The organism is Polaribacter pacificus (assembly GCF_038024035.1).
Taxonomy (GTDB): Bacteria; Bacteroidota; Bacteroidia; order Flavobacteriales; family Flavobacteriaceae; genus Polaribacter; species Polaribacter pacificus.
This window is the reverse complement of the sequence record NZ_CP150664.1, coordinates 406,713-428,555: the sequence shown is the minus strand read 5'-3', so window position 1 is coordinate 428,555 and position 21,843 is coordinate 406,713. Positions and strand designations below refer to the sequence as shown.

Below are 21,843 nucleotides of genomic sequence, written 5' to 3'. Positions count from 1 at the left end.
CAAAGAAAATGGATACACAAAAAAAATTAAACGACTTAATTTTCTTAGCAACTCAAAAAATTCAAGAAGAGTATCCTGAATTGATTAAATATTTGGATGAATTCCCAGTTCATTTTGTGCCCAACTCAAATCACGGAGTACAAAACAAAGAACTTAAAGATTATTTAGAATCTTTAAATAATTTACTAGTATGGTATGCTATAGAACGCAAAAACAAGAATCAAAATTAATTCTAATTAATTACAACAACGTATGGAAGCAAAAAACAGATTAGGTATTTGGATGGATCACTCAGAGGCTCAACTTATAGAATTAAATTTAAAAGATGATCTACGCACTATAGTATCTCCATTTACAACTAACACAAAACTAGAAGCCTTGAGTAGAAGTGAAGACATTATGCACAATAAGGAACAGCAAATGCATGAAGAATTTTATAAAACAATTTCTTCTGAGATTTTAAAATATCAACATGTTCTTTTATTTGGTCCAACTAATGCAAAAGAAGAGCTCCTTAATTATTTAAATAAAGATCGTCACTTTAAGGATATAAAAATAGAATTAAAGTCAGCGGATAAGATGACAAAAAATGAGAAATTTGCTTTTGTAAAAAAGTTTTTTAAAATTCAATAATAGCTTAAAACAATCTGAATAATTAATTATTTTAATTGATAAATAAACTAAATTTGTGCTTTCAGATTGAAGGACTATAACAATGAATTTAACCATCGAAAACATACTCTTAGTTGGATCCCTATTGCTTTTTATAAGCATCGTTGTAGGGAAGACTTCGTATAGATTTGGGGTTCCAACTTTAATTCTTTTCTTAACAATAGGAATGCTTGCAGGCTCTGAAGGGATTGCAGGAATTCGCTTTAATGATCCAAAAATTGCTCAATTTATAGGAATTGTTTCTCTAAACTTTATCTTATTTTCTGGGGGGCTTGATACCAACTGGAAATCTGTAAAGCCTATTTTAAAAGAAGGAATTATGCTCTCTACGGTAGGGGTGTTATTAACCGCCGTTACACTGGGTACTTTTGTTTGGTTTGTAACCGATTTCACCATCTTTGAAAGCTTATTGCTTGGGTCTATTGTATCCTCAACAGATGCAGCGGCTGTATTTTCTATTTTGCGATCTAAAAACCTAGCGTTAAAAAATAATTTAAGACCAACCTTAGAGTTAGAAAGCGGGAGTAATGACCCAATGGCTTATGTGTTAACCATTTCTTTTTTAACCTTGGTCATTAATCAAGATCAAAATTATGTAACGATCATTTTAATGTTTCTTCAACAGATGGTTTTGGGAGGTATCGCAGGATTTACATTTGGTAAAATAAGCAAGATGACCATCAATAAAATTAAACTTGGGTTTGAAGGTCTTTATCCAGTTTTAGTGATTGCATTGATGTTTATTACCTTTTCTGCCACTGACTTTATTGGTGGTAATGGATTTCTATCAATCTATATTTGTGCCGTATACCTCGGAAATCAAGATTTGATACACAAATCAACCATTTTAAAAATGTTTGATGGAATTGCCTGGCTAATGCAAATAGTACTCTTCCTTACTTTAGGACTGCTTGTGTTTCCATCTGAGATTATACCCTATATGGGGATTGGATTACTAATTTCTGTTTTCTTAATTTTAGTAGCTAGACCAATTAGTGTTTTTATTAGTTTGCTCTTTTTTAAAATGAAGTTGAGACGAAAATTCTATATTTCATGGGTAGGATTAAGAGGTGCTGTACCAATTGTATTTGCAACCTATCCACTTTTAGCTGGTATAGAAAAAGCAAATATGATTTTTAATATTGTTTTCTTTATTTCTGTTACTTCTGTTTTGATTCAAGGAACTACTTTGTCCATTTTTGCTAAATGGTTAAATGTCGCACTGCCAGATGAAGTAAAGCCAATTGCCGAAAATGATCGCTATATTCTGAATTTGCCAAAATCAGCAATGAAAGAAGTTTCAATACCTCCAAATAGTTTTGCTGTAAGTAAGCGAATTATTGATTTGCATTTTCCAAAATCAGCATTTATTATCATGATCAAAAGAGACGGTAAATTTGTTCGACCAGGCGGATCTACTATTATTGAAGCAGATGATATATTGGTGGTGCTATTAGATAATGAGGATAGTTTAGCCGAAGTTAATGAGGTTTTAGAACAAACTTCAATGATCTAGCTATGAAAGACTTTAAAAAGCTATTAAAATCACTGGTTCTTGTATGCATCTATTGTTTTGGGTTATTTGTTTCGTTAAGTGCAGTGTCCTTTTCAGGAAAAGTCGCTCAAAATGAAATTAATAAAGAAGCAGCTGTTTATGCAAGCACATCAAAAATAATAAATCTTCATACCCAACAATCTGAATTAGCTGTTTCTGAGGTCTCAGATTACTCCATACCTAATTTAAAGTTAAGCTATCAAGATGTTAACTTTGATAAATCTATTTTAAATGATTGTCTGTTAAACGCACAGTTTAAACAGTACAGCAATCACTTTACAAATTTATTGATTCGACATAGAAAGTCTAATCTCATCTTTCCTTTCCATAGTTTTTGGTAATACGGCCAACGTTTTAGAGGCTTTAGCTAGCTTAACAAACATCAATATATAATGTCTTCATTATATATAAATAACCGTATAACAATCATTAAACAATATTAAAATGGATTTAGGAATCGCCTTAATAGGCATATTCTGTCTTGCTGTATGTATCATACCTTTTGTAATCACTAGCAAAAACAGAAAAACAGCAGAGAAAAAAATAGTAGTAGCGCTTCATAATTTAGCGCAAAAAAACAATTGCAATATCAATCAATCAGAAATTTGTGGCAATTACGCCATTGGTATTGATGAAAACAAAAGAACACTTTTTTTTGTCCTCAAGAATGAAACAAAGCTAACAGAACAGTTTATAGACCTTGCAAAGATTAAAAAATGCGAGCAGATTAACCAAAGTAGAGAAAACCCAAATAAAACTAAAACAATTGAAAAGTTGTATTTGAAACTAATTTCCATCGATAAAAACAAACCTGCGATAGTTTTAGATTTTTACGATGAAGAAATAAACTATCAGTTTAACGGCGAAATTGATTCGATATATAAATGGCATCAATTGATTAGCAATTTGCTGATTCACAAATAGTACGTGTTTATAGGTATGAGCAATGGCAGTAAGTAAAATACTTAACGGGTTCATTACTGCTATTGCAGCATACTTATTTAGTTGCGAAATTATCCTTGCGCATCAATTTTACAAGCAGAAACTCTTTCTCTAAAAAATGATTGGAGCCTAGTATAATTTTTTAATTAAATTTACAGCAGAACTTTAATAACAGTATAGGCCAACATAGGCTAGATAAACACCGTCTTCAAAACGAATGATCTCAGAAACCGAAAAACAAACAGATTACAAACACCGAATTCACCGAGTTTTCCGATTTATAGACCAACATATAAGTGCCAACTTAAGCTTAGAAACGGTTTCAAAAGAAGCTTATTTTTCACCCTATCATTTTCATCGCGTATTTAAATATATAACCGGAGAAACCTTAAATACCTATATCAATAGGCATCGTATAGAGAAATCAGCCTTGGCCTTAATTCATACCAACGATAGCATTACAGAAATTTCTCTTAGTTGTGGCTTTTCATCAAATTCTTCATTTACAAGAGCCTTTAAGAAATTTTACGGAGCTAGTCCCACAGTATTTAGAAAGGAACACCCTAATAAATTTAGCAAGATTCGTCAACTAGAAAGCAAGAATGGTCAAGACTATCCTACCTATGAAAACTACATTTGCATCATTGATCACTTAAAAAAATGGATACATATGAATGCAAAAATTGAAATTAGAAAAACAAACACCATAACTGCTGCTGCTATTAACCATGTAGGTGTTAATGGAATTGAAAAAGCCTTTGAAAAACTTGTCAAGTGGGGGAATGCTAAAGGTGTTTTAGGGCAACCTGAAACAAAAATGGGGAGGGTTTTTTATGATAGTTTTAAAGTAACTTCTCCAGATAAAGTTCGAATGAGTGTTTTTTTAACCAGCAATGAACCTATTGAAAACACTACAGATATTGATTCTCTTAGTCTAGAAAAAGGAACCTATATTGTGGGGCGTTTTGAAATTGCTCCAAGCGAATTTGAAAAATCTTGGACAGGTCTATTTATTTGGATGGATGAAAACGGGTATAAAAAAGCAAATGCACAGCCTTTTGAAATATATCACAATGATTTTAGAACACATCCTGAAAATAAATTTATAGTAGATTTATACATTCCTATTGAAGCTTAAATTTTTTGAAGGCTTTTAACCCCATAACAATGCGTAAACATAATATTACGAGCTGCTAGAACAATTTAAAAATGAAAAATTTTAAATTTGACACCCCAAAAATCATTACAAAAGGAACCATACTTTTAAGACAAGGTGAAATCGTAAAGTATGGATATCTAGTTCAGAAAGGCTGCCTTAAGAGCTATGCGATAGATCCTGCCGGTAAAAAACATATTTTGCAATTTGCACCCGAATCATGGATGATTTCTGATCTGGATAGTTTTACCAATCAAGTGCCTTCACTAGTGTATATTGAAGCCATAGAAAACTCTGAAGTTTTATTAATTTCTAAATCTGATTTTAAAGGAATTGACACATTAGAAAAAGATTTTGTGGTCGATATTGCAATTAAGTTTAGAAATAATTTAATCGCCTCAAACAAGCGTATTATTGGCTTATTAAGTTCAACTGCAGAACAACGTTACATCGATTTTACAGTAACCTATCCAACACTTGTCCAAAGACTTCCGTTAAAATTAATTGCGGCCTATATTGGAGTTACCCCTGAGTACTTGAGCGATATAAGACGTAAAATATTGAAAAAATAAATTCTGTAAATTTCTTAAGGTATCTTATTTTTATTTAGACTGTATTGATTCAACTTTGCAGTATTCTAATTATAAATATTTAAAGAAATGACAGAACAAAAGAACAACAAGGCTATTCATATTACACTATGGATTACTCAAGGATTATTAGGAATCATGTTTTTAATGGCAGGTTTAATGAAAGTTTCACAACCTATAGATGCACTAGCAGCATCTTTACCATGGGTAACAGACACATCTGCTGGATTGGTGCGATTTATTGGAATTAGTGAGTTTTTAGGAGGCTTAGGCCTGTTTTTGCCTTCAATACTAAGAATTAAACCTTTGTTAACAGTTTGGGCAGCTTTAGGCTTGGCTACAGTGATGATTTTTGCGCTGGTTTTTCACGCAGTAAGAGGAGAGTTTTCTGCGATCGGTATGAATTTGATACTCTTTGGGATTGCCATTTTTATTGCATGGGGAAGAAGTAGGAAAGCCCCAATTCATTCAAAAAAATAGCACAAATTAAAACCTATTTTCATTAAAACACACACAAAGAAGTATGGGTCAAGAATATATAGATTCAGGTAAATTTGCCTCTTTTGGGGCAATTCACCTGAATAATACAAGTTTAGAAAAGTCAAGATTGTTTTGGACAAAAATAATTGGAATGGAATTAAAAGAAATTTCAGAGACTGTTGCAAAATTTGGCACAGCAACTCAAGTTTTGGTTGTGGTGCATCAAACAGCAGAAACTTCTTTTCAAAAGGGGTATAGTGGTCTTTACCATTTTGCAGTTCATGTATCTAAGTTGTCTGAATTTGCCGGAATGATACAGCGACTGATTGATAATAATTATCCGTTTTCACCAGTAGATCACACCATGTCTAAATCAATTTATCTTGAAGATCCAGATGGAATCAATATTGAGCTAACCATAGAAACTCCAGAGAGATTCAAAAGAGTTGTCGCTAAAAATGGTTTGAGAATTGAAGATTCAGAAGGCAATTTAAAAAATGCATCTGAACATCTTGTTGTGTCTAAGGTTTTGGAGTTTCTAGAATTTAATACGACTCCGAAAAAGCTCTCTAAAGATGCACATATTGGTCATTTACATTTGTATGCAAATAGTATTGAGGATTCAAATCAGTTTTACAAGAAAATTGGATTTATACCTTTTAACTACCTACCACAATATTTGTATGCTGATCTAGGTGCAGGTGGACACTACAAGCACCGTATCGCGTTAAATTGTTGGCATGGAGTAAATAGGCCCTTAGCACCAAATAAAAATGCAGGAATGAGATATTTTCAAATTAATTTTAGCACCCAAGAAAAATTAACAACCGCATTGAAAAATGTTTCTGAGTATACAGAAACTAATGGAACTTTTTGGACGCACGACTCCATTGGAAACCAAATAGCCTTTACAAGTCTTTAGGTTTAATATCGCTATTTAAAATGCAGTTAAATAGCCTAACTCGATTGCGCATATGACTCCTTAAATTACAGAAAAAAAATAATTCCAATACTTTGATTTTAATGGCTTAAAAATTGAACAAATTGGCTTTATTTGCTTAATTTTATACTCAAATGGAGTTGTAAATAGATATCTTCAAATTGACTTCAAAATTAAATTAAATTAAACAAAAATAGCATGTTTAGGCATCAAGGCAAAAGCAGAACTCTTAAGCACAATTTGCAAATTGCCACTATTTTGTCTTTTGTAGCTGGGATAGTTAATGTTACTGGTTTTTTAGCATTTAAACAGTTAACTACCAATGTAACAGGGCACTTTGCTTTGTTTATAAATGATGTTGCTGATTTTGATTTTTGGAAAGGAACTATCTATTTTCTGTATATTTTTTCATTTTTGGTGGGTTCTTTTGTGTCTAGTTTTCTTATTGAAAAATATAAGAAAAGCAAACAGTTAAATATTTTTTTACTGCCAACAATTATTGAAAGTTGTATTTTAATTTCTATTGCCCTATCAAATCATATCTATAATGGGATATCAGCAGACGTGATAGTTTGTTTATTGTTATTTGCCATGGGGCTTCAAAATTCTTTTGTGACCAAAATTTCAAAAGCGGTTGTTCGAACCACTCACTTAACGGGGCTTTTTACCGATTTAGGGATAGACTTAGCTCAGTTGTGTTTTCCGAAAATACATCACAATAGAGAAAAACTGAAAGCAAACATCAAACTAAGGATCTTTATTATTTTATTCTTTTTTGCAGGAGGTTTAATCGGTGGATTTTTATATTCTAAACTCAACTTAAAACTAGACACCTTAATCTTAGGTGCATTAATATTAATAGGAAGTTTATTTTATGATGATTTTAGATACAAACTCATCAAAACAAAAAGAAAATACGACCAAAAAAGAAGTAATGGTCATTTACACCAGCGCTAAGATATATATAAAACAAGACAGACAAAATAAACTAAAGGTACAGGTAGTATTTTTTAAATTTATACAGATTCTTATCTAAAATTCGAGCAGAAATAGTATCTTAGGTTGGTAAATATAGCGGTACTTTTATCGCAAACAAGTCAATTAATCGTTTTAATCTTAAAAATAGTACACACTTGTTAGAAGAATTAAACAATTGGATTACGGCACATCCCATTAGCACAAATATTTTAAAGTATTTGGTTTGGATACTCCTAGTTTTTATACTCATTACCTGGTTGCGAAAAGCGCTTAAGAAAAATCTTCCAAACAATACAGTTAAATACAAAACTCAAAAGGCTGTAGAAATTATTGGTTATATTTTAGTAGTTCTTGTCACCATTACCTATTTTACAGGAAGCATTAAAGATTTCGGACTCGCAGTAGGTTTACTGACCGCGGGTATTACCATCACCTTGCAAGAAATTATCTTGAGTATAGCAGGATCCTTCTATATCTTTTTTGTAAAGGTCTACAAACCCGGTGATCGAATAGAGATCAACGGTATTAAAGGAGATGTGATTGATATCGACAGCATCTATACAACCATGATGGAAATAGGAGAGTGGATCTCTAGTGACAATTATAGTGGACGTATCGTAAAATTAAGCAATGCCTTTGTTTTTAAAGGTCCTGTCTATAATTATTCTCAAGATTTTCCTTTTGTTTGGGATGAGTTTAATTTGCCTATCAGATATGGATCAGATATTGAGTTGGCTAAATCAATAGTAATTTCTATTGCTCAAGAACGATTGTCAGAATACGTACAAGCATCCCTAGCTGATTGGAAAGAAGTGGTGTCTAAATACTATATAGAAGACGCGCAAGTTGATCCTACATTAGCCATTACACTTACAGACAATTGGATCCAATTAAACCTAAGGTATATTGTCGATTATAAAAAAAGACGCTTTACAAAAAACATCCTTCATCAAGAAATTGGTAAAAAAATTGAGGAAACAAAGGGTAAGGTGTTGCTTGCGTCTGCAACTTTTGAAATCGTAAAGATTCCTACAGTCGACTGGAATAATGTAGACAAACAAGAAGATAGTTTAAAATAATAAGGAATTTTAATGAGTAAATCATTTCCTGTTTTAGAGTCAAAAAGGCTTTTATTAAGGCAGATTGTTGCTACAGATCAGGAAGCAGTTTTTAAAGGCTTATCTGACCCAGAAGTAATTAAGTATTATGGAGTCTCTTTTGATAGTTTAGAAGCTACCGAAGAGCAAATGATTTGGTTTTCTGAACTTGAGAACACTAAGGCAGGAGTCTGGTGGGCAATTTGCACTAAAGATGACAATCAATTTTTGGGAGCTGCTGGCATTAATGACTTTGACAAAAAAAAACGCAAAGCAGAAATTGGGTTTTGGTTATATCCAAAAAACTGGGGACAAGGCTATGTGTTTGAAGCACTATCACTGATTCTAGAACAGGTGTTTAACAACATGGAACTAGACAAATTAGAAGCCTTTGTAGAAACCAAAAACACCGCTAGTGTAAAAACTCTTAAAAAATTAGGCTTTTATTTAGAGACGACACTTCTTAATTGTGAACTTAAAAATGGCATTCCAATTAGTCTGCATGTTTTTATAAAAAAAAGTATTGATGCTCAATAACACGATGCATTGCTAATTTTAATGGAAAAGTTAAACTACATATTTATCCTTCTCGCTCTTTTTGCAGAAATAATTGGTACTATTGGAGGTTTTGGATCCTCTGTTTTTTTTGTACCTATTGGCAATTTTTATTTTGATTTTTATTCTGTATTAGGATTAACGGCAATTTTTCATTTATCGAGCAATATCAGTAAAATTATGCTGTTTAAAAAAGGGATCGATAAAAAGCTTTTAATCAATATTGGTATTCCTGCTGTCTTATTTGTTATTGTTGGAGGTGTTCTAAGTAAATACCTAAATACACTTGTACTAGAGGTTTTTTTGGCCTTGTTCCTCATTGCTTTGAGTCTCTTGTTTTTGGTAAAAAAAGATCTGATTATTAGATCGACTAAAAAGAATGCAATTACAGGCGGTGTATTATCTGGGTTTTCTGCTGGATTACTAGGTACAGGTGGTGCAATTAGAGGTTTAACCATGGCCGCATTTAATTTAGAAAAAAGTGTTTTTATCGCGACTTCTGCTTTTATTGATTTTTTTATTGATTTGGTAAGAAGTGTGGTGTATTATAAAAATGGTTATATTCATCAACACGATTTAATATATGTTCCTTTTCTATTAATTATTGGGATTTTAGGAACCTATATAGGTAAACGAATATTAAAACACATTCCACAAAATAAATTTAAGCGAATTTCACTATTCCTTATTCTACTTATTGGAGTGGTGACGCTTTCTAATATTTTTATACAGCGCGTTTAACAGGTATAAACTTTTTCTGCCTGTAATTTTATAAATAAAATCTACAGTTATGAAAATACTACTTACAGGAGCTACAGGTTATATTGGAAAGAGATTACTCCCTGTTTTGATAGAACAAGGACACCATGTGGTTTGTTGTGTAAGAGATCAAACCCGATTTAATCCAAGTGCATCACTAAAAGCACATATTAGTATCATAGAAATAGATCTATTAGATTCAAATTCACTTACAAAAATACCTCAAGATATAACTGTTGCATACTATTTGGTTCATTCGATGTCTTCTGAAAAAGACTACGAATCTCTAGAGAAAACATCAGCAATAAATTTTAGGAATGCGCTTAATCAAACACAGGTTAAGCAAGTACTCTATTTAAGTGGTATCGTCAATGAAACAATTCTCTCAAAACATTTAACGTCAAGGAAAACCGTTGAAGATGAACTTCAAAAAGGGAGCTATCATTTTACCTGTCTTAGAGCAGGGATCATTATTGGATCTGGGAGCGCTTCTTTTGAAATTATTAGAGATTTGGTAGAAAAACTTCCAATCATGATTACTCCAAAATGGCTGCTCACCAAATGTCAACCTATTGGGATATCTGATGTGATTTTATTTTTATCCAAAAGCCTATTAAATTCTAAAACATTTGATAAAAACTTTGACATTGGATGCAAAGACGTACTGAGTTATAAAGAAATGCTCATGGGCTATGCTCAGGTGCGTACATTAAAAAGACATATTTGGATAGTCCCAGTGATGACTCCAAAACTATCTTCTTATTGGCTGTATTTTGTAACATCTACTTCGTACCGCCTGGCTGTTTCTTTAGTCGATAGTATGAAAGTAGAAGTAGTCTGTAGAAATTCAGATCTCAACAAGATATTAGAAATAGAGCCGATTTCTTATCAAGAATCACTAGAACGCGCCTTTAAAAAAATTGACAATAATGAAATTGTCTCTAGTTGGAAAGATGCTTATGTAAGTAGTGGTTTTAAGATAAATATTTCTGAGTTTATTAAGGTTCCTACTCATGGGTGTTTTATTGATCAGCAAATTAAACCTGTAGTAAATACAAAACGTTGTATTGATAATATCTGGAATATTGGAGGCGATAAGGGTTGGTATTACGGAAATTGGTTGTGGAAACTCCGTGGGTTTATAGATAAACTTTTTGGTGGAGTTGGATTGCGCAGAGGAAGAACCAATCAAAATACCATAGCTACTGGTGACTCTTTGGATTTTTGGCGAGTTTTATACGCAAATAAACAAGAGGGAAGACTGTTGTTGTTTGCAGAGATGAAGCTTCCTGGAGAGGCTTGGTTAGAGTTTAAACTCGAAGGAGGTCAGTTGTATCAAACGGCTACGTTTAGACCGCTAGGTATCGCTGGAAGGCTTTATTGGTATGCAGTATATCCTTTTCATGGATTTATTTTTAAAGGGATGATTACTAAAATAACTTCTTAATAATAGTAATTTCTACGATGCTTGTGAGTTAAAAAAACACTGGGATGAGTACTGCTATTTATAGGGGATAAAAAAAGTGTTTTTTTTATATAAAAATTTAAAAATAAGCATTGTTAGCAAACTTCCTTTTGTGTAAATTTACATACATGTACAGCAATTGATATTTTTATTTTGTTCATCATTACTGACATGAAAACACAAGGTCATTACCATAGTTAAACACATATAAATGATAGAGCAAATAGAAAATATTGAGCTTCAATATTTAACCATTGATGATTATAAGGCGCTAAAAGCAGCCATGATTCAGGTGTATTCAAACATTCCAAACTCTTATTGGAGTGAGGCACATATTAAGTCCTTAATTGATAAATTTCCAGAAGGGCAGGTGGTGATTAAAGTAAACAATGAGCTTGCAGGCTGTGCTTTGTCTATCATGGTAGATTATGACAGTTTTGACGAGCATCATACCTATAAAGAGATTACAGGAAATTACACCTTTGACACCCATCGCAAAGATGGAGATGTCTTGTATGGTATTGATGTGTTTATAAAAACAGAGTACAGAGGCCTTAGATTGGGACGTCGTCTGTACGATTACAGAAAAGAATTAGCAGAAAAACTGAACCTTAAAGGTATTGCCTTTGGAGGTAGAATTCCTAATTACCACAAGTATTCTGAGCAAGTTTCACCAAAGGAATATATAGAAAAAGTAAAACGCAAAGAGATTCATGATCCAGTTTTAAACTTTCAAATCTCTAATGATTTTCATCCCTCAAAAATATTAAAAGGCTATTTAGAAGGCGATGAAGCTTCTAATGAGTTTGCAGTTTTGCTTGAATGGGATAATATTTATTATGAAAAGGCAAACAAAAAGGCCTTTACTAAGAAAAAGATAATCAGACTAGGCTTGATTCAGTGGCAAATGCGATTGTATAAAGACTTAGAAGAGCTAATGCAGCAGGCCGAATATTTTATAGACGCTGTCTCTGCATACCGATCAGATTTTGCGCTTTTCCCTGAGTTTTTTAATGCGCCTTTGATGGCGGATAACAACCATCTTCCAGAATCACAAGCCATTCGTGAATTGGCCAAATTTACACCTCAAATTGTACAGCGTTTTTCTGAACTAGCTATTACCTACAACATCAATGTTATTACAGGTAGTATGCCAGAGATAAGAGACGAACTCTTGTACAATGTTGGGTACATCTGTAAGCGCGATGGTACCACAGAGCGTTATGAAAAACTGCATGTAACACCTGATGAAGCAAAAGTATGGGGGATGCAAGGTGGTCATGAATTGAAAACCTATGATACTGACTGTGGTAAGATTGGGGTATTGATTTGTTATGACTCTGAGTTTCCAGAATTGAGTCGCTTGTTGGCTGATGAAGGCATGGACATCTTGTTTATTCCATTTTTAACAGATACTCAAAACGGCTATTCTAGAGTACGGCACTGTGCCCAAGCAAGAGCTATCGAAAATGAATGTTACGTTGCTATAGCGGGTAGTGTTGGGAATCTACCAAAGGTTCATAATATGGACATTCAATTTGCTCAGTCGATGGTGTTTACACCCTGTGATTTTTCATTCCCAGCCAATGGTATAAAAGCAGAAGCGACCACCAACACAGAAATGATCTTAATTGCAGATGTTGATATAGACTTGTTGCGCGAATTGAATCAATTTGGAAGTGTACGAAACTTAAAGGACCGTAGAACTGATCTTTTTGAACTTAAAAAAAGAAAGCAAACATGATTTTAGATAAAATTGAGAACCAACATTTATATACAGGCTTAGGGACTAAGTTTTTAAAAGCCTTTGAGTTTCTAAACACCACAAATCTTAAAGAAATTGCTTCTGGTGAATACCCAATAGATGGAGATCAATTGTTTGCGATTGTTATGGAATACGAAACCACAGCAAAAAGTGAAAACAGCTTTGAAGGACATCAAAAATATATTGATTTACAATATGTAGTAACTGGGACAGAACAGGTTGGTGTAGTGTCACGTATAAATCAGACACCCTTTGAAGTACATAAAGAAGATGATTATGATTTGTATCATAGTAATCAGGCTGCCTTTTTTACTTTAGACAAAGGGATGTTTATGATCTTTTTTCCGGATGATTTGCACATGCCTAGTGTTTATGATGATCAGCCTTCAACAGTAAAAAAAGTAGTTATTAAAATCGCTGTTTAAGTACTTAACTGAATTCATCAAAAATGATGCAGAAAAGATGAATTAGAGTTAGCAAATTAACTTGATTGCTCTATGCTAAATAATTTTACTAAATAATAATGTGCATTTTTTTTGAAACTTACTGGATTTTAGTAACTTAGCGATGCTATGTAGTTATTATACTCTTTCTTAAATCATAGAAAGGATTGATGAAATAATCTATAAGCTAATTTTAAATTAAGGAATAGTTATGAAACCAATCAAGAAAGAAGACATTAAGCAAGACATATTTGACCTATATGATGATTATGCGCATAATAAAATAGATCGTAGAAGTTTTATTGAAAAACTATCATTATATGCCGTAGGAGGACTAACAGTTGGTTCCTTACTTAGTTTTGTGTCACCAAATTATACAGACACCTTATTGGTTCCAAAAGACGATCTCCGATTAAGTTCAGAATATATAAGATATCGATCTCCGAAAAGAGGAGGAACTATTAAGGGGCTTTTATCACAGCCAGCAAATAACACTAAGAAATTACCAGGTGTTATTGTAGTTCATGAAAACCGTGGATTAAATCCGTATATAGAAGATGTAGGAAGAAGAACCGCTTTGGAAGGTTTCATCAGTTTGGCACCAGATGCTCTAAGTCCTCTTGGTGGATACCCTGGAAATGATGATGAAGGAAGAGCTATGCAAAGAAAAAGAGATAAAAATGAGATGTTAGACGACTTTATTGCAGCGTATACTTATTTAATAAACCATCCAAAGTGTACCGGTAAAATAGGAGTTGTAGGTTTTTGTTTTGGGGGATGGATTGCAAATATGATGGCTGTAAAAATACCTAATCTATTAGCTGCTGTTCCTTTTTACGGAGGACAGCCATCTGCAGAAGAAACGGCACAAATTAACGCGGCTATGTTAATTGAATATGCAGGATTAGACACACGTGTAAATGCTGGTTGGCCTGATTATGAGAACTCTTTAAAATCAAATAATATTGATTATACCGTCCACTTTTACCCAGAGGTAAATCATGGATTCCACAACAATACAACACCTAGATTTGATAAAAAGGCTGCAGATTTGGCCTGGTCTAGAACTATTCAATTTTTTACAGAAAAATTAGTATAGTCGTGTAAAAATTTCTTAGACAAATAAAACTTGTTCTTACAAGTTAGTTATTATGCCAATTAATCTCATAATTTTTAATTTTTGTATCTTCTCAGATTCTATTACACAAAAATTTTATCATGAGAAAAATCACTTGCTTTTTATTATTATTTTTTTGTACTCAACTGGCATATAATCAAGAGTTACATGAAGAAGAACGTTATGTAGCAGAAACTGATCCATTAGTGCTTTCTAAAGTAAAAGAATGGCAAAACATTAAGTTTGGCCTATTAATGCATTGGGGCGCTTATAGTCAGTGGGGAATTGTAGAGTCTTGGTCTATTTGCCCAGAAGAATATGAGTGGTGTGAGCGAACTATGAGCTCAAATCCAGAAGATTACGCAACCTATAAAAAAGAGTATGAAGCTTTAATTAAAACCTTTAATCCTGTAAAATTTAACCCAGAAAAATGGGCTGCAGCAGCTAAAAATGCCGGGATGAAATATGTGATATTCACAACCAAGCATCACGATGGTTTTAGCATGTTTGATTCTAAGTACACTGATTATAAAATTACATCTCCAGAAAGCCCTTTCTCTACACACCCAAGGAAAAACATTACCAAAGAAATTTTTGATGCCTTCAGAAAAGAAGATATGTGGGCTGGTGCTTATTTTTCAAAACCTGATTGGCATGTAGATAGCTATTGGGATCCCAAATACCCACCAAGAGATAGAAATGTAAATTACGATCCAGAAAGCAATCCAGAACGATGGAACGAGTTTGTAAATTTTACTCACAATCAAATGTTAGAACTGCTAACAGATTATGGTAAAATTGATATCCTTTGGTTAGATGGTGGTTGGGTAGCCAAAGAATCGAAAGAAAAGATAACCAGTTGGTATGATGCGCAATTAAAAGACAATCCAACAGGTTATCTAAAAAACAGAATTGTAAATCAGGATATAAAAATTGATGAATTTGTTGTTAAAGCTAGAGAGAAACAACCTGGTTTAATTGTTGTAGACAGAGCTGTTCCTGGTAAAAATCAAAACTATTTAACTCCAGAGAATAGAATTCCAGAGAAACCTTTGGCATATCCATGGGAGTCTTGCATTATTTCTGGGGGTGCTTGGTCACATACAAAAGATGCCAAATACATGTCTGGTAGAGAAGGAATTCAAACCCTGGTTGACATTGTAGCTAAAGGAGGTAATTTGTTGTTAAATATAGCCCCTACACCCGAAGGGGAATGGCAACAAGGTGCCTATGACTTATTAGAAGAGTTTGGCTCTTGGATGCAAATAAATAGTGAAGGGATATACAATAGTAAGGTGTTAGCTCCTTATAAAGAAAATAATATTTGTATGACCCAACAAGAAAATGGCAATGCATACTTTTTTTATATGGCCAAGGAAGGTGAGACAAGTATTCCAAAAGAGATTACCGTACAATCTCATCAACCAGATAAAGGAGCAAAAGTCTATTTACTTGGTTATGAAAAACCACTCCGATGGATAACTGATGGAAAAGGGTTTCGTGTTCAGATTCCTAAGGGTTTGCAAAAAAAATCTCCTAGCAAGTATGTTTTTACGATTAAAGTAACAAGATTAAAAAGTCAACAATAACAAAACTCATATGGATTACAACAATAACAACGACACTACAAGTCTATTTAAGCACTTGTTATTTGTTTTTACACTTTTTTTATTGTCTTGCGCAGATAATGATATAAAAATCTATAAAGATGCCTCACAACCTATTGAGAGTCGTGTTGATGATTTATTAGGACGAATGACTTTAGAAGAAAAATTTTGGCAGTTATTTATGATTCCAGGAGATTTATCTGACGGAAGAGAAAAGTACAAGCACGGTATTTTTGGATTTCAAATAGCCACTAAAGGAAAGTCATCTGGTAATGCTGAACAATTACTTGATTATTCAGAGGGTGGTACTGCTAAAGAAACAGCTATTTTAATCAACGATATTCAAAAGTATTTTATAGAAGAAACCAGATTAGGTATTCCGATTATTCCATTTGACGAAGCCTTGCATGGCTTAATTAGAGAAGGCGCAACCACATTTCCACAATCCATCGGTTTAGCAGCAAGTTTTAATACCCCTTTAATGAGTGAAGTAGCTAAAGCTATAGCCATGGAAACCAAAACACGTGGGATTCGTCAAGTTTTATCACCTGTAATTAACATTGCAAGAGATGTTCGATGGGGTAGAACTGAAGAAACTTATGGAGAAGATCCGTTTTTAACAAGTGAAATGGCAGTTGCTTATATAAGTCCTTTTGAAAAACTAGGAGTCTTGACTACTCCAAAACATTTTGTTTCTAACGTAGGTGACGGAGGTAGAGATAGTTACCCAATTCACTTCAATGATCGGTTGATGGAGGAAATTTATTTTCCAGCCTTTAAAGCAAGTGTTCAAAAAGCAAAAGCTTGGTCTATTATGACCTCTTATAATTCATATGATGGAACGCAAGCCACTGCAAACAACTGGTTGTTAAATACCGTGTTAAAAAAAGATTGGGGGTTTGATGGTTTTGTGATTTCAGATGCAGGAGCTACAGGAGGTGCCAACGTCTTGCATTTTACAGCAAAAAATTATGAGGAGTCTACTCAGCAAGCAATAGAAGCTGGCCTTGATGTGATTTTTCAAACCTCTTACAAACATTATCCTTTATTTTACAAAGCTTTTGAGACAGGAATGATAAAGCAAACAGCCATTGATGAAGCTGTAAGGAGAGTTCTTCGAGCAAAATTTAAACTAGGATTGTTTGAAGACCCATATATCAACCCTGAAGACGCTAGTAAATGGAATGCAAACAAAGAACATCGACTTTTAGCAAGAAAGGCAGCACATGAATCTGTAGTACTGTTAAAAAACGAAGCGCAAACCTTGCCTTTTTCTAAAGATATTAAATCTATAGCGGTGATTGGAACTGACGCGATAGAAGCAAGACTTGGTGGTTATTCAGGTCCAGGAAATGAATCTATTTCTATTTTAAAAGGGCTGCAAAATAAATTTAAAAAAGGTGTAAACATCAAATATGTTGCTGGCCCAGGAAGATCTTCTGATAATTTTCAAACAATTCCTTCTGAGTATCTATACACCTTAAAAAATGGAGAAAAAAAACAAGGTTTGGAAGGTCGGTATTACAATAATATTAAGCTTAGCGGTACACCTGATTTAATTCGAGTTGATTCTAAAATTGATTTTAGATGGACTTTATTTTCACCCGATCAAGAAAAAATAAATTATGATTACTATTCAGTTCAATGGAATGGAAATATCAGATCTCCAAAAACAGGAATGATTGATATTGGCATTAAAGGTGATGATGGATATCGACTCTATATTAACAATAAATTGATTTTAGACAATTGGAAAAAACAAAGTGTTCAGCAACTTACTGTTCCTTATTATTTTGAAAAAGGGAAATCGTATGCTATTAAAATTGAGTACTATGAAACCATCGGAAATGTATGGTTTAAACTAATTTGGAATGCAGAACTATCTAACTCTTGGCAAGAAAAAATCAACAAAGCTGTTGCTATAGCAAAAAACAGTGATGTAGCAGTAGTCTGTGTAGGGATTGAAGAAGGAGAGTTTAAAGATAGAGCCTATTTATCATTACCGGGGCATCAAGAATCCTTAATTAAGGCTGTTGCAGCAACTGGTAAACCTATGGTGGTTGTATTGGTTGGAGGAAGTGCAATTACAATGGATGCATGGAGCAATCATGCTCAGGCTATTGTAGATGTTTGGTACCCTGGAGATGAAGGTGGATCTGCAATTGCTGATGTTTTGTTTGGCGATTATAACCCTGCAGGTAGATTACCTATAACATTTCCTGTACACGAAGCCCAATTACCTCTTTATTACAATCATAAACCTACAGGAAGGGGAGATGATTATATCAACTTAACAGGCAAGCCTTTATTTCCGTTTGGATTTGGGTTGAGTTATACATCGTTTGATTACAGCGATATTCAATTAGAAAACCAGACAATAAATACTGGTGAAAAAACACGTGTTACTTGTAAGGTTACAAATACAGGAAATTATGACGGTGACGAAGTTGTACAACTATATATAAAAGATCTTTTTGCAACTGTTGCAAGGCCTATTATTGAGTTAAAAGGCTTTCAAAGAATTCATCTAAAAAAAGGAGAAACCAAAGAAGTTACTTTTGATATAGATTCAGAAACTCTTAAAATGCTTAACAAAGAAATGAAATGGGTTGTTGAACCTGGCGACTTTAGAGTACTTATAGGTACTTCTTCTAATAATATCCAATTGAGAACAACTCTAAAAGTAGTAAAATAAGGTACTTGTTTCTTGTGTGTCGTTTTTAATCTATGGCATAACTTTTGAGCTATTATATAAGTATCAATGTATGTTATTGTAAGGTTTGATCACTATTTTGTTAGGGTTAAATAAATGTGAATTTTTATACTTTTAAATGACTAGCACCTTTGTTTTTGCTACTATTGTAGTAAATTTATGTGGTAATGACTATCAATACACAAACCATTGATTAGAAGTAAATCAAATTTATGAAAGAAAAAACCTTTATAGTATTTTTATTCTGTTGTTTAACAGCAATCTATGCACAAGAAACGCATAAGGAACAGAATTGGAAAAAATTCGATAAAAACGGAAAGCTGACAGAAATTGGTATTGTGACTGATACTGTAACTACTTATAAAAAATTCTATCCAAACGGAAAAGAGAGTGAATTGGGTAAAATATATGATTTTGGAGCCACTCAAACTTGGGAAAAGTTTGATAAAAACGGGAATTTAATAGAAACCGGAAAGCTTTCTAAAGGTGTCACAAACTATATACTTTTTTACACTGATGGAAAAGAAAGCGAGAGTGGGACTATATCAGACAAAGGAAAAACAAAAGAATGGAGAAAGCTTGACAAAGAAGGTCGCCTTTTAGAAACAGGCTCATTAAAAGATGGTGTACAACAGTACCGCAAATACTCTGACAATGGTAAGCATATAGAAATTGGTAAAATTACTAGTGATGGTAAATCTAAAGAGTGGCAGTATTTTGATAAAAATGGGATTCTGACAGAAATTAAAAAACGGGCTGAAGGAATTACTAGCTATACTAAATTTTACAAAACTGGTAAGAAAAGTGAATCTGGAACCATCAATAATGAAAATGGAAAAAAAGAGTGGAAAAAATTTGATAAAAATGGTATATTAACTGAAAGCGGGACTGTTACGAATGGTGTTTTAGAATATACAAAATACAACGCTCAAGGAGAAGTCACTGGAACTGGCCGGGTTGTTAACTATCAATAATTTTATTTTACCAACACTTTTTCAATTGTTGAAGTAGAATCACAGCGAACGATAATCAAATCAATTAATTTATCTTGAAATTCACCTTCTATATAATAAGTTGCGCAAGGTTTTGCTCGTTGATCACTTTTGCTAAAATTAACATCTCCATTCTGTAGAATATAATTTATTGCAGTGGTGTCTAAGCGATTGAGTTTAAGTGTTTGGTTTGCATCATCAGAGTAGATTTTTTCACGTATTCTGATTGTTTTAAGAGTTCTTGCATCTGGACCATAATCAAAAGAGACTTCCTTACCTGTCCAAATAAAATAGACAACAATACTACCTAAAGTAAATCCAATTAAATAATACCAAACTCGTTTAAACCAAACCATTTATCTCTATTTTGATTGCAAAAATAAGCAATTCTAACGATTAAATAATCAATAAGTTGATATCTCTAAAAGGCAAATCAAACCAATCTGCTACTGTTCTGTTTGTCAGTATCCCATGATAAAAATACATGCCATTTCTAAGTGTTTTATCAAATCTAGCAGCATTTTCAAAACCACCTTCTTCTGCAATTTCCAATAGGTAAGGGGTAAAAATATTACTGATTGATACAGATGCTGTTCTAGCGTATCTCGATGGAATATTTGGCACACAATAATGAATTACGCCATGTTTTTGAAAAGTAGGTTTGCTATGTGAAGTTAGCATAGAACTTTCAAAACAACCACCTCTATCAATGCTTACATCAACAATTACAGCTCCTTCTTTCATTTGCTCAATCATTTCTTCTGATACAATGACAGGAGAACGATTTTTTCCTCGAATAGCACCGATAGCAACATCACAGCGCATAAGTGCTTTAGAAAGTGTTTTTGGTTGTATGGTAGACGTATAAATAGGCATGTTTAAAGCATGCTGTAATTTTCTTAATTTGGTAATAGAGTTGTCAAAAACTTTAACTCGTGCACCCATACCAATGGCAGAACGAGCTGCGTACTCTCCAACGGTTCCTGCTCCTAAGATAACAACATCAGTAGGTGCGACACCCCCAATATTACCAAACAACAAACCATTTCCTTTACTAACACCACTCATTAATTCACCAGCAATTAAAATAGCGGCAGTTCCTGCTATTTCACTTAGAGATTTTACTATTGGGTACACACCGTGCTCATCTTTAATATAATCAAAAGCAACGGCAGTAATTCTTTTTTTGGCAAGGCACTCAAAATACTTTTTAGTTTGAGTTTTTAATTGCAATGCAGAAATTAAAACACTTTGAGGATTGATATACTCAATTTCATTTTCGGTTGGAGGTGCTACTTTAAGTATAATATTACAACCAAAAGCTTCTTTTGGATCATAGCTAATCTTTGCACCAGCTTCAGAGTATTCACTATCGGTAAAATTGGCGTTGTTTCCTGCTCCAGTCTCAACGACCACTCGATGTCCATGAGCAACCAAGGCCCCAACGGCATCTGGGGTTAAGCAAACTCTTTTTTCTTCTGTAAAAGTTTCTTTAGGAAGTCCTATCAGAAGCTCTCCTTTTTGCTTTTTAATTTCGAGCATTTCTTCTTGAGGTAAAAGATCTGCTTTACTAAATGGTGAATAATGACTCATGCTTTGTTTTTTAATTGAATACTGCGCAAACCATTTTCCAACATCTCTATATGAACTTCGGCAGCATCTAAAGGTAGTAAATTTTCAATATGTTCTGGCCATTCTACAAAACACCAGGCATTGCTATAAAAATATTCTTCGATTCCCATGTCATAGGCCTCAGTTTCGTCTTCAATTCTATAAAAATCAAAATGATAGACTAATTCATCAGCTTTTGTTCTGTATTCATTTACCAAAGAAAAAGTAGGGGAGTTGGCCACATCTTGTATGCCTAGTTCTTTACAGAGTTCTTTAATGAGGGTGGTTTTTCCTACACCCATAGCACCAAAGAACAACAGGGTTTTTGAAGAGCTCTTGTCTATAAGCTCCTTAGCAACACTTTTAAGTTCAGTGAGGTTGTAATCTCTTTTCATAAACTCAAAGA

Annotated in this window: 23 protein-coding genes; 20 read left to right on the top strand and 3 right to left on the bottom strand. The window is 33.4% G+C overall.

Annotated features, from left to right (window positions below):
• The first annotated feature begins 8 nt into the window (after positions 1-8).
• The 20 genes from WHC90_RS01880 to WHC90_RS01785 all read left to right on the top strand — a co-directional run bounded on the left by WHC90_RS01880 (position 9) and on the right by WHC90_RS01785 (position 19,808).
• Positions 9-230, top strand: a complete 222-nt coding sequence (locus WHC90_RS01880) for a hypothetical protein (RefSeq protein WP_188598695.1) — start codon at positions 9-11, stop codon at positions 228-230.
• A gap of 22 nt (positions 231-252) precedes the next feature.
• On the top strand, positions 253-633 hold the full coding sequence (locus WHC90_RS01875; RefSeq protein ID WP_188598696.1) for a hypothetical protein: 381 nt from the start codon (positions 253-255) through the stop codon (positions 631-633).
• Between the two features lie 82 nt (positions 634-715).
• Positions 716-2,188 carry a potassium/proton antiporter gene (locus tag WHC90_RS01870; RefSeq protein WP_188598697.1) on the top strand — a complete coding sequence of 491 codons (1,473 nt, stop codon included), beginning with the start codon at positions 716-718 and terminating at the stop codon, positions 2,186-2,188.
• 2 nt (positions 2,189-2,190) lie between these two features.
• Complete coding sequence (locus WHC90_RS01865) at positions 2,191-2,568, top strand: hypothetical protein (protein WP_188598698.1); 378 nt, start codon at positions 2,191-2,193, stop codon at positions 2,566-2,568.
• Positions 2,569-2,671: 103 nt separating this feature from the next.
• The gene (locus WHC90_RS01860; RefSeq protein ID WP_188598699.1) at positions 2,672-3,151 is read left to right on the top strand and encodes a hypothetical protein; all 480 of its coding nucleotides are present in this window, start codon (positions 2,672-2,674) and stop codon (positions 3,149-3,151) included.
• A 235-nt stretch (positions 3,152-3,386) separates the two neighbouring features.
• Positions 3,387-4,307 carry an AraC family transcriptional regulator gene (locus WHC90_RS01855; RefSeq protein WP_188598700.1) on the top strand — a complete coding sequence of 307 codons (921 nt, stop codon included), beginning with the start codon at positions 3,387-3,389 and terminating at the stop codon, positions 4,305-4,307.
• A gap of 71 nt (positions 4,308-4,378) precedes the next feature.
• Positions 4,379-4,897 (top strand): Crp/Fnr family transcriptional regulator, encoded by a 519-nt coding sequence (locus tag WHC90_RS01850; RefSeq protein ID WP_188598701.1) that lies wholly within the window; start codon positions 4,379-4,381, stop codon positions 4,895-4,897.
• Between the two features lie 87 nt (positions 4,898-4,984).
• Positions 4,985-5,395 carry a DoxX family protein gene (locus WHC90_RS01845; protein WP_188598702.1) on the top strand — a complete coding sequence of 137 codons (411 nt, stop codon included), beginning with the start codon at positions 4,985-4,987 and terminating at the stop codon, positions 5,393-5,395.
• Between the two features lie 43 nt (positions 5,396-5,438).
• On the top strand, positions 5,439-6,317 hold the full coding sequence (locus tag WHC90_RS01840) for a VOC family protein (protein ID WP_188598703.1): 879 nt from the start codon (positions 5,439-5,441) through the stop codon (positions 6,315-6,317).
• A gap of 216 nt (positions 6,318-6,533) precedes the next feature.
• On the top strand, positions 6,534-7,292 hold the full coding sequence (locus tag WHC90_RS01835) for a YoaK family protein (protein ID WP_188598704.1): 759 nt from the start codon (positions 6,534-6,536) through the stop codon (positions 7,290-7,292).
• Positions 7,293-7,468: 176 nt separating this feature from the next.
• On the top strand, positions 7,469-8,392 hold the full coding sequence (locus WHC90_RS01830) for a mechanosensitive ion channel family protein (RefSeq protein ID WP_188598705.1): 924 nt from the start codon (positions 7,469-7,471) through the stop codon (positions 8,390-8,392).
• Between the two features lie 12 nt (positions 8,393-8,404).
• Positions 8,405-8,947 (top strand): GNAT family N-acetyltransferase, encoded by a 543-nt coding sequence (locus tag WHC90_RS01825; RefSeq protein ID WP_188598706.1) that lies wholly within the window; start codon positions 8,405-8,407, stop codon positions 8,945-8,947.
• 21 nt (positions 8,948-8,968) lie between these two features.
• A complete protein-coding gene (locus WHC90_RS01820; RefSeq protein WP_188598707.1) occupies positions 8,969-9,706 on the top strand; it encodes a sulfite exporter TauE/SafE family protein in 738 nt (245 codons plus the stop codon).
• Positions 9,707-9,755: 49 nt separating this feature from the next.
• Positions 9,756-11,171 (top strand): SDR family oxidoreductase, encoded by a 1,416-nt coding sequence (locus WHC90_RS01815; protein ID WP_188598708.1) that lies wholly within the window; start codon positions 9,756-9,758, stop codon positions 11,169-11,171.
• 229 nt (positions 11,172-11,400) lie between these two features.
• Positions 11,401-12,933 (top strand): bifunctional GNAT family N-acetyltransferase/carbon-nitrogen hydrolase family protein, encoded by a 1,533-nt coding sequence (locus WHC90_RS01810; RefSeq protein ID WP_188598709.1) that lies wholly within the window; start codon positions 11,401-11,403, stop codon positions 12,931-12,933.
• Positions 12,930-13,379: a YhcH/YjgK/YiaL family protein gene (locus WHC90_RS01805; RefSeq protein WP_188598710.1), complete on the top strand. Its 450-nt coding sequence runs from the start codon at positions 12,930-12,932 to the stop codon at positions 13,377-13,379. The genes WHC90_RS01810 and WHC90_RS01805 overlap by 4 nt, the downstream gene beginning before the upstream one ends.
• Before the next feature lie 229 nt (positions 13,380-13,608).
• Entirely contained in the window at positions 13,609-14,496 is an 888-nt protein-coding gene (locus tag WHC90_RS01800) for a dienelactone hydrolase family protein (protein ID WP_188598711.1), read from the top strand.
• A 119-nt stretch (positions 14,497-14,615) separates the two neighbouring features.
• Positions 14,616-16,103: an alpha-L-fucosidase gene (locus tag WHC90_RS01795; protein ID WP_188598712.1), complete on the top strand. Its 1,488-nt coding sequence runs from the start codon at positions 14,616-14,618 to the stop codon at positions 16,101-16,103.
• A 10-nt stretch (positions 16,104-16,113) separates the two neighbouring features.
• Positions 16,114-18,816 (top strand): glycoside hydrolase family 3 C-terminal domain-containing protein, encoded by a 2,703-nt coding sequence (locus WHC90_RS01790; RefSeq protein ID WP_188598713.1) that lies wholly within the window; start codon positions 16,114-16,116, stop codon positions 18,814-18,816.
• A 230-nt stretch (positions 18,817-19,046) separates the two neighbouring features.
• Entirely contained in the window at positions 19,047-19,808 is a 762-nt protein-coding gene (locus tag WHC90_RS01785; RefSeq protein ID WP_188598714.1) for a hypothetical protein, read from the top strand.
• Between the two features lie 2 nt (positions 19,809-19,810).
• On the opposite strand, the gene WHC90_RS01780 is transcribed toward WHC90_RS01785, so the two are convergent.
• From WHC90_RS01780 to tsaE, 3 genes are read right to left on the bottom strand one after another with little or no spacing between them, the layout of a single operon-like run.
• Positions 19,811-20,182, bottom strand: coding sequence for a DUF4258 domain-containing protein (locus WHC90_RS01780; protein ID WP_188598715.1), 372 nt, complete (start codon positions 20,180-20,182; stop codon positions 19,811-19,813).
• A gap of 40 nt (positions 20,183-20,222) precedes the next feature.
• Positions 20,223-21,419, bottom strand: coding sequence for an alanine dehydrogenase (locus tag WHC90_RS01775; protein WP_188598716.1), 1,197 nt, complete (start codon positions 21,417-21,419; stop codon positions 20,223-20,225).
• Positions 21,416-21,832, bottom strand: coding sequence for a tRNA (adenosine(37)-N6)-threonylcarbamoyltransferase complex ATPase subunit type 1 TsaE (tsaE, locus tag WHC90_RS01770; RefSeq protein WP_188598717.1), 417 nt, complete (start codon positions 21,830-21,832; stop codon positions 21,416-21,418). Before tsaE ends, WHC90_RS01775 begins: the two co-directional genes overlap by 4 nt.
• Positions 21,833-21,843 lie beyond the last annotated feature (11 nt).